General features: G+C 70.7%; 12 protein-coding genes and 1 pseudogene. 8 read left to right on the plus strand and 5 right to left on the minus strand.

Annotated elements, in window-relative coordinates; genetic code table 11:
• Positions 1–42: 42 nt before the first annotated feature.
• Complete coding sequence (locus ACYUED_RS44060) at positions 43–750, minus strand: DUF4232 domain-containing protein (RefSeq protein WP_491289995.1); 708 nt, start codon at positions 748–750, stop codon at positions 43–45.
• Positions 751–1114: 364 nt separating this feature from the next.
• On the opposite strand from ACYUED_RS44060, the pseudogene ACYUED_RS44065 reads away from it, so the two are divergent.
• Positions 1115–1348: pseudogene (locus ACYUED_RS44065) on the plus strand (RNA polymerase sigma factor); the annotation flags it as partial.
• A gap of 4 nt (positions 1349–1352) precedes the next feature.
• Here ACYUED_RS44065 and ACYUED_RS44070 read toward each other — a convergent pair.
• A complete protein-coding gene (locus ACYUED_RS44070; protein ID WP_491289996.1) occupies positions 1353–3737 on the minus strand; it encodes a SpoIIE family protein phosphatase in 2385 nt (794 codons plus the stop codon).
• Positions 3738–3993: 256 nt separating this feature from the next.
• On the opposite strand from ACYUED_RS44070, the gene ACYUED_RS44075 reads away from it, so the two are divergent.
• Positions 3994–7089, plus strand: a complete 3096-nt coding sequence (locus ACYUED_RS44075; protein WP_491289997.1) for a glycoside hydrolase family 2 TIM barrel-domain containing protein — start codon at positions 3994–3996, stop codon at positions 7087–7089.
• A gap of 151 nt (positions 7090–7240) precedes the next feature.
• Positions 7241–9484 (plus strand): glycoside hydrolase family 9 protein, encoded by a 2244-nt coding sequence (locus ACYUED_RS44080; RefSeq protein ID WP_491289998.1) that lies wholly within the window; start codon positions 7241–7243, stop codon positions 9482–9484.
• Here the strand turns inward: ACYUED_RS44080 and qcrB are convergent.
• Positions 9475–10950 (minus strand): cytochrome bc1 complex cytochrome b subunit, encoded by a 1476-nt coding sequence (qcrB, locus tag ACYUED_RS44085; protein WP_491289999.1) that lies wholly within the window; start codon positions 10948–10950, stop codon positions 9475–9477. The two genes, ACYUED_RS44080 and qcrB, sit on opposite strands and share 10 nt — an antisense overlap.
• A complete protein-coding gene (gene sigJ / locus ACYUED_RS44090) occupies positions 10947–11891 on the minus strand; it encodes an RNA polymerase sigma factor SigJ (protein WP_491290000.1) in 945 nt (314 codons plus the stop codon). Before sigJ ends, qcrB begins: the two co-directional genes overlap by 4 nt.
• A gap of 168 nt (positions 11892–12059) precedes the next feature.
• Here sigJ and ACYUED_RS44095 point away from each other — a divergent pair, with 168 nt between their 5' ends.
• Both ACYUED_RS44095 and ACYUED_RS44100 read left to right on the plus strand, forming a co-directional pair.
• Positions 12060–13673: a DHA2 family efflux MFS transporter permease subunit gene (locus ACYUED_RS44095; RefSeq protein ID WP_491290001.1), complete on the plus strand. Its 1614-nt coding sequence runs from the start codon at positions 12060–12062 to the stop codon at positions 13671–13673.
• Positions 13670–14299: a hemerythrin domain-containing protein gene (locus tag ACYUED_RS44100; protein ID WP_491290002.1), complete on the plus strand. Its 630-nt coding sequence runs from the start codon at positions 13670–13672 to the stop codon at positions 14297–14299. Before ACYUED_RS44095 ends, ACYUED_RS44100 begins: the two co-directional genes overlap by 4 nt.
• Positions 14300–14413: 114 nt before the next feature.
• Here the strand turns inward: ACYUED_RS44100 and ACYUED_RS44105 are convergent, their stop codons facing one another.
• On the minus strand, positions 14414–14503 hold the full coding sequence (locus tag ACYUED_RS44105; RefSeq protein ID WP_491294722.1) for a 2OG-Fe(II) oxygenase: 90 nt from the start codon (positions 14501–14503) through the stop codon (positions 14414–14416).
• A 103-nt stretch (positions 14504–14606) separates the two neighbouring features.
• On the opposite strand from ACYUED_RS44105, the gene ACYUED_RS44110 reads away from it, so the two are divergent.
• The 3 genes from ACYUED_RS44110 to ACYUED_RS44120 all read left to right on the plus strand — a co-directional run bounded on the left by ACYUED_RS44110 (position 14607) and on the right by ACYUED_RS44120 (position 17272).
• Positions 14607–14852, plus strand: coding sequence for a hypothetical protein (locus ACYUED_RS44110; RefSeq protein ID WP_491290003.1), 246 nt, complete (start codon positions 14607–14609; stop codon positions 14850–14852).
• 3 nt (positions 14853–14855) lie between these two features.
• Entirely contained in the window at positions 14856–15233 is a 378-nt protein-coding gene (locus ACYUED_RS44115; protein WP_266524452.1) for a toxin Doc, read from the plus strand.
• A 428-nt stretch (positions 15234–15661) separates the two neighbouring features.
• Entirely contained in the window at positions 15662–17272 is a 1611-nt protein-coding gene (locus tag ACYUED_RS44120; protein ID WP_491290004.1) for an RICIN domain-containing protein, read from the plus strand.
• Positions 17273–17274: the final 2 nt, after the last annotated feature.

Here is a 17274-nt window from a genome sequence, read left to right on the forward strand (position 1 = left end):
AAAGCAGGTCGAGGTGAACGGTCCCGCCCGGCCCCCGCCCGCTCAGGCGCCGGTACCGGGGCTGAACACCATCAGGAACACGGAGGACGCGTTGCCGGACACCGGGACCGGTCCGCCCGTCCACTTCACCGAGAGGTGGTCCCGCTCGTCCGGCGGGGTCACAAGGAGCGAGGCCGGAGTGGCCGTGTGCGCTCCGCTGACCTCGGGGTTCGAGAACGTCATGCCGGCCCAGGCGCTCTTGCCCGGCGCCAGCGTCACCGTCGTGGGCGTACCCGACTCACGCTTCGGGTCCGGGCCCAGCTGCCGGCCCGATGCGTCGACGAACGCGGCACCCGGGTACCCCCGCACGGTGCAGGTGCGGGCGGACGTGTTGGTCAGCACGATCGGGAAGTTCTCCTGCCCGGCACCCGGGTCGTTCCGCCCGACGCTCGCCCGCAGCTCGGAGGTGTGACAACGCCCGCCACCGCCCGCGCCGGCATGCGTGGACGTGGACGTGGACCTGGAACTGGGCGTGGCCTTGGACGCGGTAGTGGTGGCCCCGCCCTGCGCGGTGCCCGACGCGGAGGGGGATGCGCTGGCCCGGCCGCTGCTGTGGGCGCCGGTGGCGGGCGCGGCCGTACCGGACAGCGTCCGCGGCGAGCTCGCCGTGGTGCCGTCGCCGCTGCTGCCGCAGGCGGTCAGCAGAGCCAGCACCGCGACCGCGCTCGTGAGCAGGGCCGTCCGGTGTACGGAGGGGGACTTCTTCGTCATGGTCCTCAACACTCCCGGTGATTTCACGCACACACCCTGGCGTGTGCGTACGGCGCTCTGTGCCCCGTCACTCAGGTCCGATGCGTGCCGGGACGGAAAAGTTCGCGCGCGGCCCGAGTGGTCCGCGTCAGCTTGCGACGCGTACGGAGTCGAGAACGCGGTCGGTCGCCGAGGCCCGGCCACTCTGGCGGATCTGCACGTACACCCGAGTCTGCCCGCCGCCGGCCGTCGGGGCGAGCGCGGCCTCCGTGACCGAGCCGCCTCCCGGGCAGCGGCTCCAGCCGCGGATCCGGCCGTGCTCGGTTTGGCCGGTGTAGGCGCGGCTGCCGGCGTAGTGCCCGCCCCGATCGACGCGGAGCGGCACGCCGACCCGCGCACAACCAGCGTCATCGCCGGATCCCGCCTCGACCTGCTGGAGGCGCTGGACCGGCTGGAGCGCGAGCATCCCCAGCTGGTCGAGCCGCTGGTGTACCGCGACATCTGCCAGCTGGAGTACGCCGAGGGGGCCGAGCGCGCCGGGATCCCGCTGGGCACGTTCAAGTCGCGGCTGCACGAGGCGCGCCGGCAGGTCAGACCCTGGCTGGCGGACACGCCCTGAGCGCTCAGTCCTCGTCGAGCAGGCCGATCTCCGCCCAGATCGTCTTGCCGTCCGCGGTGTGACGGCTGCCCCAGCGCTCGGTGAGCTGGGCGACCAGGAGCAGCCCGCGGCCGCCCTCGTCCCACGTCTTGGCCCGGCGCAGATGCGGGGCGGTGTGGCTGGTGTCGGACACCTCGCAGATCAGTGTCGCCGTGTCGTGGATCAGCCGCAGCCGGATCGGTCGGGCGCCGTACCGGATCGCGTTGGTGACCAGCTCGCTCACCACCAGCTCGGCGGTGAAGGCCGCGTCCTGCAGCCCCCAGGTGTCCAGCTGCCCCACGGCCTGCTTGCGGATGGGCGCGACCAGCGCCGGGTCCGGGGGGATGTGCCAGGTCGCGACCTGGGAGGCGGGCAGTCCGCGGGTACGGGCCAGCAGCAGGGCCACGTCGTCCAGGGCGCCGCCCGTCGGCAGCAGGGAGTGCAGGACCCGGTCGCATGTCTCGTCCAGCGAGTCGGAGTACGTCGCCAGCGCGTCGCACAGCAGCTGGTGACTGGCGTCCACGTCCCGCTCGCGGGTCTCGATCAGGCCGTCCGTGTAGAACGACATCACGCTGCCCTCACGCAGCTCCAGCTCGGCGGACTCGAACGGCAGCCCGCCCAGACCCAGCGGCGGCCCGGCCGGCAGTTCCACCTGCTTCGGCTCGCCCCCCGGCGGCACCACCACCGGCGGCGGATGTCCGGCCCGGGCCATCGTGCAACGCCGCGACACCGGGTCGTACACCGCGTACAGGCAGGTGGCGCCGACCTCGCCGGGACTGCCGTCGTTGCCGGCCTCCGCCGACAGCCGCACCACCAGGTCGTCGAGGTGGGTGAGCAGCTCGTCGGGGGCCAGATCGATGTCGGCGAGCGTGCGGACGGCGGTACGCAGCCGGCCCATCGTGGCCGAGGCCTGGATGCCATGGCCCACGACGTCCCCGACGACCATCGCGACCCGCATCCCGGACAGCGGGATCACGTCGAACCAGTCACCGCCCACCCCCGCCCGCGCCGCCGGTAGGTAGCGCGAGGCGGCGTCGACGGCGGCCGTGCGCGGCAGCGAGCGGGGCAGCAGGCTGCGCTGCAGGGCCAGGGCGGTCTCGCGCTCGCGGGAGAAACGGCGGGCGTTGTCGATGCACACGGCGGCCCGGGCGGTGACCTCCTCCGCGAGCAGTATGTCGTCGGCGGTGAACGGGTCGGGGCGCCGGAACCGGGTGAGGACCGCGACCCCGAGGGTCAGACCGCGGGCCTGGATCGGCACGGACATCGTGGAGTGGAAGCCGTACTCCCTGACCCGCTGGGCGCGCGCCTTGTTCCAGCTGAGCCACTTGTCGAGTGCGCCCGAGGAGAGCGAGGCGACGATCGTGCGGCCCGCCACCAGAGAGTCGGCCTGTGGCGAGCCGTCGGGATAGACCTCCAGCTGCCCGGGTTTGAGGACGGCCTCGGGCGTGCCGGGGTTGACCGAGCCGTGCGCGGCGCGGCGCATCTCGATCGGGGCGGTGAGCCGCGGCGGGGGTTCGACGCTGTGCTCCTGCAGGTCGAGCAGGTCGACACTGACCAGGTCGGCCAGCGCGGGCACGAGCACGTCCGCCAGTTCCTGTGCCGTACGGGTGATGTCGAGGGTGGAGCCGATGCGCACACTCGCCTCGTTGACCAGTTGCAGCCGCTCGCGGGCGAGGTAGTTGTCGGTGAAGTCGTGGGCGGCCAGGCACACGCCCCGCACCTGCCCCTCGGCATCCCTGACCGGGGCCATCCGGGCCAGCCAGGCGTGCGCGGCGACCTCGCCGCCGGTCCGCATGTACATCTGGATGTCCGCCGCCCGCCCGGAGACGAGGACCCGCACCATGTTCTCCTCGAGCTGCTCGCTCTCCGGTCTGCCGCCGATCTCGGACAGGCGCAGCCCCTGGATGCGCTCCTCGGGCAGCCCGATCACGTCGGCCATGGCGTCGTTGATGTGGCGCAGCCGCAGCCGCTCGTCGTAGACGGCGACGGCGCAGGGTGACTGGGTGAGCGCGGCGGTGGCAAGTGCGTCTTCCGGGGAGCGGGGGCCGCCGCCCTGGAGCGGGCTGAAGGCGTGCCAGCGGCCGCGGCCGCCGTCCTGCGCCCGTCGGTGGTGGGCCACCAGCCACACGGCCACCTCACCTCCGTCCCGGTGGAGCAAGGTGACGGTGCCGTCCCAGCGCAGTCCGTCGGGCGGGAACGGCTCGTGCGGCCCGCCGTCGGCGAGCAGACGCCCGGCGGGGTGGCCCACGACCTCGGCGGCCGGCCAGCCGAGCAGTTGCTCCGCGCCGGCGTTCCACTCGACGAGCGTGCCCGAGTCGTCGACGGCGGCACGCGCCGTCGCGGCATCGTCGAACGGATACTCCGGGTTCATCTCCGCCACTCCATCGCGAACACTCACAGTGAACCGGTGAGCCACTTGAGTTCCAGCCTAGTGCGTCCGCGTCCTGCGCGGACGGGAACTCCCTGGCGCGAACGGCCGGACGGTCAAGGGGGAAATCCGGCCGTTGTGTCCCGTGGGACAGAACGACGCCACCGCACCCTTGACGGCCACGCGTGGCCCGGCGTCAGAATCTGTTTGTTCACGATCAGTTGTGAGTACTTCTGGGCCCTGATGAGGGGGAGCCGCCATGACAGTGACTCGGAGATCGGTCCTTATCGCTTCCACGGCCGCACCGGCAGCCGGAGCGCTTCTCGGCAGCCCGGTGGCGCGGGCCGCCGAGGCCGCCGCGGGCGGATCCGGCCGCCGCACGGTCGCCCTGCGCGACGGATGGCGCTTCGCGCTGGTGAACCCGGGCGGGATCACCGACCCGACCGGCGCCTACGCACGGGCCGCCGACCCCGGCTACGACGACTCGGCCTGGCGCGAGGTCGCGGTCCCGCACGACTGGAGCATCGAGCAGACCCCCACTACCGAGCACGGCACCACCAGCGGCACCGGCTTCCTCCCCGGCGGCCTCGGCTGGTACCGCCTCGCCTTCACCCTGCCGTCCGGGTTCGCCGGCAAGCGGATCTCGGTGGAGTTCGACGGCGTCTATATGGACTCGTACGTGTACTGCAACGGCACGAAGGCCGGCCGGCACCCCTACGGCTACACCGGCTTCGCCTTCGACCTGACCGACCTGCTGCACACCGACGGCACCACGGAGAACGTGATCGCCGTCCAGGTGCAGAACCAACTGCCCAGCAGCCGCTGGTACTCGGGCAGCGGCATCTACCGCGAGGCCCGCCTCGTGGTCACCGAGCCGGTGCACGTGGATCGCTGGGGCACCCACGTCACCACGCCGGACATCACCCGGGAGCGGGCCGTCGTACGCGTACGGACCTCCGTGGTGAACGAGTCCGGCGCCGCGAGCGAGGTCGAGATCCGCTCGACGGTCAAGGACCCGGACGGGCGGACGGTGGCCCGCCGGGCGACCACGGTGGACACGACCGACAAGGCGGCCGAGGTCCATGAACTCACGGTCCCAGGGCCCAAGTTGTGGGACATCGAAGCCCCGCACCGCTACACCCTGGAGACGGAACTGCGCGTGAGCGGCAAAGCCGTCGACACCTACCGCACCACCTTCGGCATCCGCAGCTACCGCTTCGACCCCGACGAGGGCTTCGCGCTCAACGGGACCCCCACCAAGATCAAGGGCGTCGACCTGCACCACGACCAGGGCGCCCTCGGCGCGGCGATCAGCATCGACGCGGTGCGCCGCCAGCTGACCATCATGAAGTCGATGGGCGTCAACGCCTTCCGTACCTCCCACAACCCGCCCTCGCCGCAGATCATCCAGGTCTGCGAAGAGCTGGGCATCGTGATGATGGTGGAGGCCTTCGACTGCTGGCGGACCGGCAAGACGACGTACGACTACGGCCGCTTCTTCGACGAGTGGTGCGAGAGGGACGCCACCGAGATGGTCCTCGCCGCCCGCAACTCGCCCGCCGTCGTCCTGTGGTCCATCGGTAACGAGATCCCCGACTCCACCTCGACCGCGGGCCTCGGCATGGCCGACCGGATCATCGGCGCGATCAAGGCCGCCGACGACACCCGGCCGCTGGTCATCGGTTCGAACAAGTACCACGGTGTGCCCGCCAGGGGATCCGCGGCCGACCTGATGCTCGCCAAGCTCGACGGGCTCGGCCTCAACTACAACACCGCCAAGTCGGTGGACGCTCTGCACGCGGCCTACCCGCACCTGTTCCTCTTCGAGTCCGAGTCCTCCTCGGAGACTTCGACGCGTGGCGCGTACCAGGAGCCGGAGCACCTCAACACCGGCGAGAACCACACCCCCGGCAGGCGCGCGACCTCGTCCTACGACAACAACCTGGCCTCCTGGACCATGAGCGGGGAGTACGGGCACAAGAAGGACCGCGACCGGAAGTGGTTCGCCGGCCAGTTCCTCTGGTCGGGCATCGACTACATCGGGGAGCCCACCCCGTACGACGTCTTCCCGGTGAAGGCGTCCTTCTTCGGTGCGGTCGACACGGCCGGCTTCCCCAAGGACATGTACCACCTGTTCCGGAGCCAGTGGACCGGCGAGCCCATGGTCCATCTGCTGCCCATGAGCTGGAACCACGAGGAGGGCGACACTGTCGAGGTGTGGGCGTACTCCAACGTCGCCGACGTCGAACTGTTCCTCAACGGAAAATCCCTCGGCACGCGCTCCTTCGACACGAAGAGGACCACGGACGGCCGTACGTATCTGGAGACCACGGAGGCGACCGGTGACGACAGGACTTTCACCACGGGCCCCTACCCGGGCAGTTACACCAGCCCGAACGGCAGCGCGGGCAAGCTCCACCTCATCTGGAAAGTGCCCTACGAGCCGGGCGAGTTGAAGGCGGTGGCCCGCAAGGGCGGCAAGGTGGTCGCCACCGACGTGCTGCGCACGGCGGACCAGGCGCATGCCGTACGGCTCACTGCCGACCGCACGTCCCTGGCCGCGGACGGGCGTTCACTCGTGTTCGTCACCGCGGACGTCGTCGACGCCCGCGGAGTGGTGGTGCCCGATGCCGAGCATCTGATCACCTTCGATGTGAAGGGTGGCTCGATCGCCGGACTCGACAACGGCCGCGAGGAGAGCGCCGAGCGCTACCAGGCGAGCACCCGCACCGCCTTCCACGGCAAGGCGCTCGCGATCGTGCGCTCGGGCACCAGGGCGGGCACCCTGAATGTGACCGCGCGGGCGGAGGGGCTGCGGTCGGGCACGGCGACCGTGCGCACCACACCCGCCGGGTCGGTCGCGACCACCCCGGCGGCCGCCTTCGCACCGCAGCACCCGGCGCCCCCGAACCACCCGTCCGCGGACGCCAGTTACTCGGGCCGCCCGGACACGCTTCCCGCGGCGATGCTCGACGGTGACGCGGCCACCGGCTGGTCCAACGCCTTCGCGAAGTCGGCCACGGCCCTGCTGCCCGCGTTCAACGGCGCCCGGACCAGGGACTGGGTCCTGGTGGACTACGGCCGGACGCGCACCTTCGACCGCGTGGAGGTCTCCTTCACCGTGGACGCGACACACAGCCTGCCTGCTTCGGTCGAGGCGGCCGTGTGGAACGGCCACCGGTATGTGCCCGTCACCGGAGCGGCGGTCGACTGGGCGAGCGCCACGGACGCGCCGACGGTCATCACCTTCGACGCCGCGCGCGGCTCCCGGCTGAGGCTCACGCTGACCAGCGCTCACCCGGGCGAAGTCGCCGGTGCGGTGCGGATCAGCAAGCTGGAGGCGCCCGCCGGCTGAGCGGGTCGTGACGGTCCGGGCGGAAAACCAGTCCCGTCCGGACCGTTGACGGGATGTCATGGCGCGAACAAACATGAGCTGCGTCCGCATCTGGGAGCGCTCCCATCGTGATGGCGAGCGTCACCCGCCCCTCCGCCCGAGGAGCCCAGACGTGAAACGACGCAGAACCGTCCTGCTGACCATCACCGCCCTGTTGGGAGCGGCACTCACCGCGTTACCGGCCGGACCGGCCGTCGCGGACGAGGTCGAGCAGCTGAAGAACGGCACCTTCGACACCACCAGCGACCCCTGGTGGACGACCACCAACGTCACCGCAGCCCTCTCCGACGGGCGGCTCTGCGCGGACGTGCCCGGCGGCACCGCCAACCGCTGGGACGCAGCCGTCGGCCAGAACGACGTCACCCTGGTGAAGGGAGAGTCGTACAAGTTCAGCTTCAAGGCGTCCGGTTCGCCCGGGGGACACGTGGTGCGGGCGGTCGTCGGGCTGCAAGTGGCCCCGTACGACACCTATTTGGAGGTGAGCCCGCAGCTGAGTGTCTCCGGCGACACCTACTCGTACACGTTCACCTCGCCCGTCGACACCACGCAGGGCCAGGTCGCCCTGCAGGCGGGCGGGAGCGCGGACGCCTGGCGGATGTGCATGGACGACGTGTCGCTGCTGGGCGGGGTGCCGCCCGAGGTGTACGAGCCGGACACGGGGCCGCGGGTGCGCGTCAATCAGGTCGCCTATCTGCCCTCCGGCCCGAAGAACGCCACGCTCGTCACCGACGCCACCTCGAAACTGCCCTGGCAGCTGAAGAACGCCGAAGGGGCGACGGTCGCCCACGGCCTGACCGTCCCGCGCGGGGCCGACGTCTCCTCCGGGCAGAACGTCCACTCCATCGACTTCGGCGCCTACCACAAGCGGGGCAAGGGGTTCACGCTGGTGGCGGACGGGGAGGCGAGCCGCCCGTTCGACATCGGCACCAGCGCGTACGAGCAGCTGAGGCTCGACTCGGTGAAGTACTACTACACACAGCGCAGCGGCATCGCGATACGGGACGACCTGCGGCCCGGGTACGCGCGTGCTGCCGGGCATCTCGGCGTGGCGCCGAACCAGGGCGACACCAAGGTCCCCTGCCAGCCGGGCGTGTGCGACTACACCCTGGACGTGACGGGCGGCTGGTACGACGCGGGCGACCACGGCAAGTACGTCGTCAACGGCGGTATCGCCACCTGGGAGCTGCTGAGCACCTACGAACGCGAACTGCTGGCCCGCACGGGGGAGTCCGGGAAGCTGCGGGACGGCACCCTCGCCATCCCGGAGAGCGGGAACAAGGTGCCCGACATCCTCGACGAGGCCCGCTGGGAGCTGGAGTTCCTGCTGAAGATGCAGGTGCCCGACGGACAGCCGCTGGCCGGCATGGCACATCACAAGATCCACGACGAGCAGTGGACGGGCCTGCCCCTGCTGCCGAGCGAGGACCCGCAGAAGCGCGAACTGCACCCGCCGTCCACTCAGGCGACCCTCAACCTGGCGGCGACCGCCGCCCAGGCGGCCCGTCTGTACCGGCCCTACGACCGCGCCTTCGCGGCGAAGGCGCTGACGGCCGCCGGCAAGGCCTGGTCGGCGGCCCTCGCCCACCCCGGCATGTACGCCTCCGCCAGTGACGGCGTCGGAGGCGGCGCCTACGACGACGCCGACGCGACCGACGAGTTCTACTGGGCGGCGGCGGAGCTGTATCTCACCACGGGGCAGAAGCAGTTCGCGGACTACGTGCTCAACTCCCCGCTGAACACGGCCGACATCTTCGGCAGCCTCGGCTTCGACTGGGGCAGGACGGCCGCGGCCGGACGGCTGGACCTGGCGACGGTGCCGAACAAGCTGCCCGGCCGGGACAGGGTGCGGCGGTCGGTCGTCGAGGGCGCCGACCGCTATCTGGCGACGCTCGGGGCACAGCCGTACGGGATGCCGTACGCGCCCGCGGACAACATCTACGACTGGGGCTCCAGTCACCAGGTCCTCAACAACGCCGTGGTCCTCGCGACGGCGTACGACCTCACGGGATCCTCGAAATACCGTGACGGCGCGGTCCAGAGCATGGACTACATCCTCGGCCGCAACGCGCTGAACATCTCGTACGTCACCGGCTATGGCGAGGTCAACTCCCATAACCAGCACAGCCGTTGGTACGCACACGAACTCGACCCGGACCTTCCGAACCCGCCGCACGGCACCCTGGCCGGCGGACCGAACTCGTCCATCCAGGACCCCTACGCACAGAGCAAACTCAAGGGCTGCACAGGCCAGTTCTGCTACATCGACGACATCCAGTCCTGGTCGACGAACGAGACGGCCATCAACTGGAACGCTGCCCTGGCCCGGATGGCGTCCTTCGTGGCGGATCAGGACTGAGGCTCGCGCTCCACGAGTTCTCCCTGCCGCCGACGATGGGCGGTCAGGGTGTGCAACTCGGCCTGATCGAGCGGCTGGTGCACCTCGACGTACTCGCCGTGCGGCAGTCGCTTGATCACGCCGGTCTCCCTGCCGTGCAACACCAGCTCGCGGTCGCGCAGTTGCAGTCCGAGGCAGATGCGACGGGTGACGACGAGGACGACGGCCGGGAGGACGAACACCGCGACGCGGACCGTCCAGGTGACCGTGTTGATGGACAGGTGCAGGCGGGTGGCGACGATGTCGTTGCCGCCGCCCGCCAGCAGGATCAGGTAGAGGCTGATCCAGGACGCGCCGATCGCCGTGCGGACGGGGCGGTTGCGCGGGCGGTCCAGGAGGTGGTGCTCGCCTCGGCCGCCGGCCATCCGGGACTCCAGGAAGGGGTAGATCCCGATGGAGACGAGGAGGAGAGGGAAGACCACGACCGGGACCAGCACACCCAGTACCAGCGTGTGGCCCCACAGGGTGATCTCCCAGCCCGGCATGATGCGGACCAGACCCTCCGCGAAGCCCAGGTACCAGTCGGGCTGTGCGCCCGTGGAGACCTGGTCGGGGCGGAAGGGGCCGTAGACCCAGACCGGGTTGACCGTCGCCACGGCCGCGACGAGCGAGAGGGCGCCGAAGACCAGGAAGAAGAATCCGCCCGCCTTCGCCAGGTACACCGGCATGAACGGCGTGCCGACGACGTTGCGTTCGGTGCGGCCCGGCCCCGCGAACTGGGTGTGCTTGTGGTGGACGACCAGGATGAGGTGCGCCACGACGAGCGCGGCCATGACGCCCGGGATCAGCAGGATGTGCAGCGAGTAGAAGCGGGCCACGATGTCATGACCGGGGAACTCGCCGCCGAACACGAACATCGACAGATAGGTGCCGACGACGGGCATCGACAGCAGGGCGCCGTTGACGAAGCGCAGGCCCGTCCCCGACAGCAGGTCGTCCGGCAGCGAGTAGCCGAACAGGCCCTCGAACAGGCCGAGGAGGAGCAGCGTCCAGCCGAACAGCCAGTTGATCTCACGGGGCTTGCGGAACGAACCCGTGAAGAAGTGCCGCATCATGTGCGTGAGCATCGCGGCGACGAAGACCAGCGCCGCCCAGTGGTGCAGCTGCCGGATCAGCAGGCCGCCGCGCACGTCGAAGCTGATGTCGAGCGTGGAGGCGTACGCCTCGGACATCCGCACGCCGTTGAGCGGGACGTAACTGCCGTGGTACGTCACCTCGTTCATCGACGGATGGAAGAACAGGGTGAGGTAGACGCCGCTGAGGACCAGCACCACGAAGCTGTACAGGCAGATCTCGCCGAGCAGGAACGACCAGTGATCCGGGAACACCTTGCGCAGGTACTTCCTGCCGAGCGAGTGGATGCCGAGGCGGCCGTCGAGCCAGTCGGCGACGCGCTCACCCTTGCCGGGGGTCTCGATGACGGTCACTCCGCCTCCGCCCCCTCGACCTCATCCTGGTCCTGGTCCTGGGCCTCGTCCTTGTGCACGTGCGTGAGCTTGTCGGGGTTGGTGACGATGTAGACATCGGACACCCGGTCGCCCTCGGGGGTGAGGTCCATGACCATCACCGCGTACGGGGAGTCGCCCTGGAACAGCACGGCGGCGTCGTCGCCGTTGACGCGGCGGTAGCGCAGGTCGAGGTTCTGCGGGCCGCGCCGAGCCGCGTACGACGTGATGAGGCGGACCGCCTTGTCCCGGCCGTGCACCGGTCGCAGTCCCGCCGGCCTGCGCTTGCCGCCGCCGTCCGTCCACACCGTGACGTCCGGCGCCAGGATCTCCATCAGCGCGGCGATGTCCCCGCCGAACGCGGCCCGCACGAACCGCTCGGTCGCCTCTCGCCGTACCCGCGGATGCGCCTGGTACAGCGGCCGCCGCGCATGGACATGGCCCCGCGCGCGGTGCGCGAGCTGCCGTACCGCCGCGGGAGTGCGGTCGATGATCTCCGCGATCTCCGTGTGGGCGTACCCGAACACCTCGTTGAGGACGAACACCGCACGTTCCAGCGGGGTCAGTGACTCCAGGACCACCAGCATGGCCATGGACACGGACTCGGAGCGCAGGGCCGGGTCGTCGGCGCTCGCGCCGTCGGCGACCAGCGGCTCGGGCAGCCACGGGCCGACATAGGTCTCGCGACGGCGGGTGATCGAGGCCCGGCGTTGCAAGGCGTGGTTGACGGCGATACGGACCAGATAGGCGCGCGGATTGGCGACGCCGGCGGCGCCCCGGCCCGACCACGACAGCCAGGTCTCCTGCAGCACGTCCTCGGTGTCGGCGACGCTGCCCAGCATGTTGTAGACGAGGCCGAACAACAGCTCCCGATGGTCCATGAAGACATCGGTCGCCTCATCGGTCACAGAGCGTTCGGACATACGTGGGCCTCCCCGGTGGCGTACTCACTACTGCGAGGCCGCCCAGGGGTCGGAATGTGACATCCAAGAGACGAAATGTGACCCACGTCTCAGGGAAGTCCCGCCGTGTCACACTCGCCCGCCGCCCCGCCCTCTTGAACGCGAGTCCGACACTAGGAGACCGACATCGTGTTCAAGAAGTGGCACGGCAACCCGTGGGCGATTCTCGCCACCCTTTCGCTCGGGTTCTTCATGACCCTCCTCGACCTGACGATCGTGAACATCGCGATCCCGCAACTGGGCGAGGACCTGGACGCGTCCCTCGACGAGATCCTGTGGGTCGTCAACGCCTACACCCTGGCGCTGGCCGTCCTGCTGATCACCGGCGGGCGCCTCGGCGACCTGCGCGGCAAACGCAACCTCTTCGCCGCCGGAGTCGCCCTGTTCACCCTGGCGAGCCTCGCCTGCGGCCTGGCCCGGGACCCCGCCCAGCTGATCGCGTTCCGGGCGGTGCAGGGGCTGGGCGCGGCGCTGCTGATGCCGCAGACCCTGTCGATCATCGCCGAGGTGTTCCCGGCCGACCGGCGCGGTGTGGCGATGGGGATCTGGGGAGCGGTCGCGGGCGTGTCCGGAGCGCTCGGGCCGATCCTCGGCGGGGCCCTGATCACCCACCTGAGCTGGCGGTGGATCTTCTTCGTCAATCTGCCGTTCGGCGTGATCGTGCTGGTGATGACCGCGGCGATCATCCCGGGCGCACAGCGCACGGTACGCCACAGCTTCGACACCCTCGGCGTGGTTCTCGCCTCAACTGCCCTGTTCTGCCTGGCCTTTGGGCTCACCGAGGGGCAGCGCTACGACTGGAACCCCTGGATCTGGAGCCTGTTCACTTCGGCCGCCGTCCTGTTCGCCGCGTTCCTGCTGCACGAACGCGGCCGGCAGACGGGCGAGCCGCTGGTCCCGTTCGCCCTCTTCCGCGACCGGAACTTCACCCTCGTCAACCTCGTCGGCGTCACGGTGTCGTTCGGCGTCGTCGGCATGTTCCTGCCGCTGACGATCTACCTGCAGTCCGTGCTCGGCTTCAGCGCCCTCAAGTCCGGGCTGGTCCTGCTCCCCGTCGCCATCGGCTCCTTCGTGACGGCCGGGCCCGCCGGCGCCCTCGCGGACAGGATCGGCGGCAAGTTCATCCTCATGGGCGGCCTGCTCGCCTGGGCGGCCGGTCTGACGTGGGTGGCGGCGGTCGCGGACGTCGGGTCGGGATGGCTGAGCATCGCCCTCCCGCTCCTGCTCACCGGGCTCGGCGTCGGGTGCACCTTCGCCCCGATGGCCACCGAGGTCATGCGGGGCGTCCCGGCCCGGCTCGCGGGAGCGGCCTCAGGTGTGACCAACGCGCTCAGGCAGGTCGGCTCCGTGCTCGCCGGCGCCGTCGTGGGCGCGGTGCTCCAGAACCAGCTCGCCTCCACGCTGACGGACCGGGCCCGCGAGAGCGCCGGCCGGCTGCCCGCCGGGTACCGGGACTCCTTCGTCGCCGCCTTCTCCGGGGCCGAGTCCGATGTCGGCGCCCGGCAGCAGGGCGGCGTGCCGCACGGGGTGCCGCAGGACGTCGCCGAGCGCATGCGCGCCCTCGGCGGGGACGTCTTCGGCCACGGCTTCGTCGACGCCATGGGCCCGGCCGTGTACGTGTCCGCGGCCGTGCTGCTGGCCGGATCGCTCGCCTGTCTCGCCGTACGGCGCCACAGCGGCCCGTCCGCCAACCCCCATGCCCTGCCCGTGTCCGATCCCGAACTGGAAGAGGCCGGCCGATGACCGACAGCCCGCGGAAGACGATCGACTTCACTCCGATGTACGCCTCCCACGACGCCTTCCGTCGCGATCTGGAGCGCCTCGCGACCGCCGTCGCCGAAGGGCGGGCCGGCTCGCCCCGGGTCCGTGCCGGCTGGGAGAACTTCAAGCGGCAGCTGCACATCCACCACACCACCGAGGACGGCGGTCTGTGGCCGCGGGTGCGCGAACGCGCCGCCGGCCGCCCCCGCGACCTCGCCCTGCTGGACGACATGGAGGCGGAACACTCCCGCATCGACCCGCTGCTCGCGGCGGTCGACACCGCACTGGCCGACTGCGCGCCCGAACTTCCGGATCTCGTACGGGCGTTGGCGGCCACCCTCGACGACCACCTGGAGCACGAGGAGGACAGCGCCCTGCCGCTGATGCAGGACGTCCTGACGGCAGCCGACTGGGCCGCCTTCACCGGCCGCATCCGCAGGACCCAAGGCCTGCGCGGCGCCTCGGTGTTCGTGCCGTGGATCGTCGACGGCGCCCCGCCGGCCGACCGTGCCCGCTTCCTGGGCGCCCTGCCGCCGCCGGCCCGGATCCTCAACCGCCTTCTGTGGGAGGGGAGGTACCGGCGCAGGGGCCTGTGGGCCGGAGCCTGACGCCCAAGCGCTCCGCTGTAAGCGGTTTGACGAACCCGCGGGCGGGGATGGTGGTGCGGTACCGTGCCCTGCCTCTTACGGGGCGCGGTACCGCACGGGACTCGCCACGGCCGCTCAGGCGGCGTCGTGGAAGACGATGCCCAGCGTGTGCCGGCGGCCGGAGCGGACCGTGCTCACGCCGTGCAGCCCGTCACCGACGGTAATCGGACCTGGTCCTCAGCCGGTGACAAGCCCGGAAGGTACCGGCCGAGAGGTGCTGTGGCCTGCACATATTTACGAGTAAGTACCACAGCGGTACCGTGAAGGCATGCCAGCCCTGAATGTCGAGTTCAGCGACCGCGAACTTGAGGACCTGCGGCAGATCGCCAAGGAGCGCGGTACGTCGATGAAAGCACTCGTGCGCGAGGCCGCCGCGGCGGACATAGCCCGGCACCGTGCGCTGCAGGAGGGCGCGGAAGCTTTCCGCCGCTTCTTCGCGTCCCACGCCGACGAGTTCGCGGCCGCCTTCCCCGAAGACGAGCCGGCCCACACCAGCGAGGGGCGGGTCGCCTGACCGATGGCACCCGTCATCCACATCGACGTGCCCTGGCTGCTGCAGCGCCACGAAGAGGTCCTGCCGGACCAGCCCACCGTCAACGACTTCTCCGCGCTGGTCGCCGCCGTCGCCCGCCACCGTGTCGACCCGCCGCGCCTGGGCGTGGACTCCGACCCGGCCTGGCGAGCCGCCGCCCTGCTGCACACCCTCGCCCTGCTCAGGCCCCTGCCCGCGGCCAACGCACGCTTCGCCTGCGCGACGGCCGTGGCGTACATGTTCGTCAGCGGCGTCGGCATCGATCCGCCCTACGGCGCCCTCGTCGACCTTGCCCGCGATCTGATGTCCAACAAGGCCGATGTCTACGGCGCGGCCGACCGGCTGCGCTCCTGGCAGATCTGAGAGCCGTCGACCCGCCCCCGGGGCCGCCGACCGAGGGCGGGAGGAACAAGGTCGGCGGCCCGTGCGGCGCAGGAGAGCCGCCGTCCTGCGCAGGGCCTCCGAGAAGGGCCGTACCCAGTGCACTACGGGGTGGTGCGCGCCGGGAGCGTGCGCGGCGCTCCGGCGCGTGCGCCTCTTTCACACGGGGCGCATGGAATGACGAAAGCTCATGCGGGTGAGGCGGGTTGTCGCCGCTTCTGACCAACTTTCAAAGAGTCGGACGTTGCCTGAGTGGCTTGTTGGTCATGAGTGTGTTGTGCAAGAGTGAACTATCCGTGCGGGGGGTGTAATGGCCGGGTGTCGATCGGCCTATCGGAACCGGGGCGAACGGACATAGCTGAATTCACGCCCTCCTGTATGTCCCATGCGCGTGGGAAGGAATCCGCTCAGTGCCCACCCCCCACCCACCTCGACCCCCTTACCCGCCGCCAGGCGGGGTTCCCGGAGAATCCGACGAGAATCTCGCCACCCGGCTCAGGGGTCGTCCCGACGGTGAGGTCGCCCAATCCGTCGCGCTGCTCATGGCGCGGCACTGGCAGCCCGCCCGCGATTACGCGGAGATCTGCCTCGCCTCCCGGACCGACGTCGTCTCCATGGTGACCGCGGCCACGTTTCACCAGGTCCTCGACCGGCTGGCGTTGGGCGAGGCCGCGCTCGCGGTGCGCCCCCGCCTCCTGGTGGCCGTCAGGGAGACAGCCCGGGTGTGGTCCGCAGAGGACCGGATATCCGGCGTTCTGCCGGAGCTGCTGAAACCGGCCGGCGGGCGCGGTATGCGTACGGCGAAGTCCATGACGCCCGAAAATCGCAAGCTGGCCGAGCGTTCATTTCAGGCCCTTCCCGGACTTTCCCGGTGTTTGCTCTGGCACACCGAGGTCGAGGCGGAGCCCATTTCCATCCCCGCCGGCCTGCTCGGCATGGATACCGACACCGCGTCGGCGGCACTCGAACAGGCGCGTGAAAAATTCCGCGAAGGTTGTGTACATGCCCATCGGGAACTCGCGCCGAGCAAGGATTGCCGGTTCTACAACCGCCTCCTCGACGTTCCGATTCGCCGGGGCGGGACCCTGCTGCCGGATGTCCAGCAGCATCTGGCCCAGTGCCCCTACTGCCGTTTCGCCGCTGAGCAACTGAGCCATTTCGAGGGCGGGTTGGGCGTACTTCTGGCCGAATCGGTGCTCGGCTGGGGCGCCCTTCGCTACCTCGACAGCCGACCGGGCCGCGCACAGCAGCCGGAGCGCACGCGCAATTCCTCCGCACGGCACGGCGGAGGACGCCCGCGCATCATGCCCCGTTTCCCGCTCCCGGGCCGCCGGTCTTCCGGGGCGCCACGGAACTCGCGGGCGCTGCTGACCGGAGTGGGCGTCGCCTCCGCCGGGCTGCTCGCGACCGTGTTCGCGGCCGGACTGTTCTCGCACGACGACGGCGTCGACCCGGCCGCCTCCAACGCCGCGAACAGCGGGACCACGCCGGGCGTCGGCTCCCAGTCGTCACCCGGAACCGCCCACCTCCCCACGGCGCCGGGCCGGTCCAGGTTGCGCAACGCCGGCGCGGACCTGTGCCTCGGCATCAGGGGCGAGGCGAAAGCCGGGGCGGGGACCGAGCTGGCGGCATGCTCGGACGCTCGCACCCAGCGGTGGTCGTACGAGAGCAACGGGCTGGTGCGCAGTGTGGCGGACGCCGGCCTGTGCCTGGACTCGCATGTGGACGCCGGCGTGGTCGTCCTCGGCAAGTGCGCCGCCGAGAAGGACAAGCGGGGCGACGACGTGCGCTACGACCTCACCGCGAAGGGGGAGTTGCTGCCCCGCTGGGACAAGCAGCTCGCCCTCACCGCCACCGCCGAGGACCCGGGCGCGGACATCGTCGTCAAGGTCCGCGAGGGCTCACCGGCGCAGCGCTGGCTGGCAGATCCGACGGCGTCGGCCGACCAGGGCTCGCTGTCGATCACGGGCACCGACAGCCCCGTGGTGCGCACCGCGCGACTGTCGGAGCGGACCATGTGACC

Source organism: Streptomyces sp. DF42, from assembly GCF_058267695.1.

Coding starts and splice junctions, on each gene's coding strand:
- ACYUED_RS44060 (WP_491289995.1), bottom strand. CDS start 750: ATGACGAAGAAGTCCCCCTCCGTACACCGGACGGCCCTGCTCACGAGC.
- ACYUED_RS44070 (WP_491289996.1), bottom strand. CDS start 3,737: ATGAACCCGGAGTATCCGTTCGACGATGCCGCGACGGCGCGTGCCGCC.
- ACYUED_RS44075 (WP_491289997.1), top strand. CDS start 3,994: ATGACAGTGACTCGGAGATCGGTCCTTATCGCTTCCACGGCCGCACCG.
- sigJ (WP_491290000.1), bottom strand. CDS start 11,891: ATGTCCGAACGCTCTGTGACCGATGAGGCGACCGATGTCTTCATGGAC.
- ACYUED_RS44100 (WP_491290002.1), top strand. CDS start 13,670: ATGACCGACAGCCCGCGGAAGACGATCGACTTCACTCCGATGTACGCC.
- ACYUED_RS44110 (WP_491290003.1), top strand. CDS start 14,607: ATGCCAGCCCTGAATGTCGAGTTCAGCGACCGCGAACTTGAGGACCTG.
- ACYUED_RS44115 (WP_266524452.1), top strand. CDS start 14,856: ATGGCACCCGTCATCCACATCGACGTGCCCTGGCTGCTGCAGCGCCAC.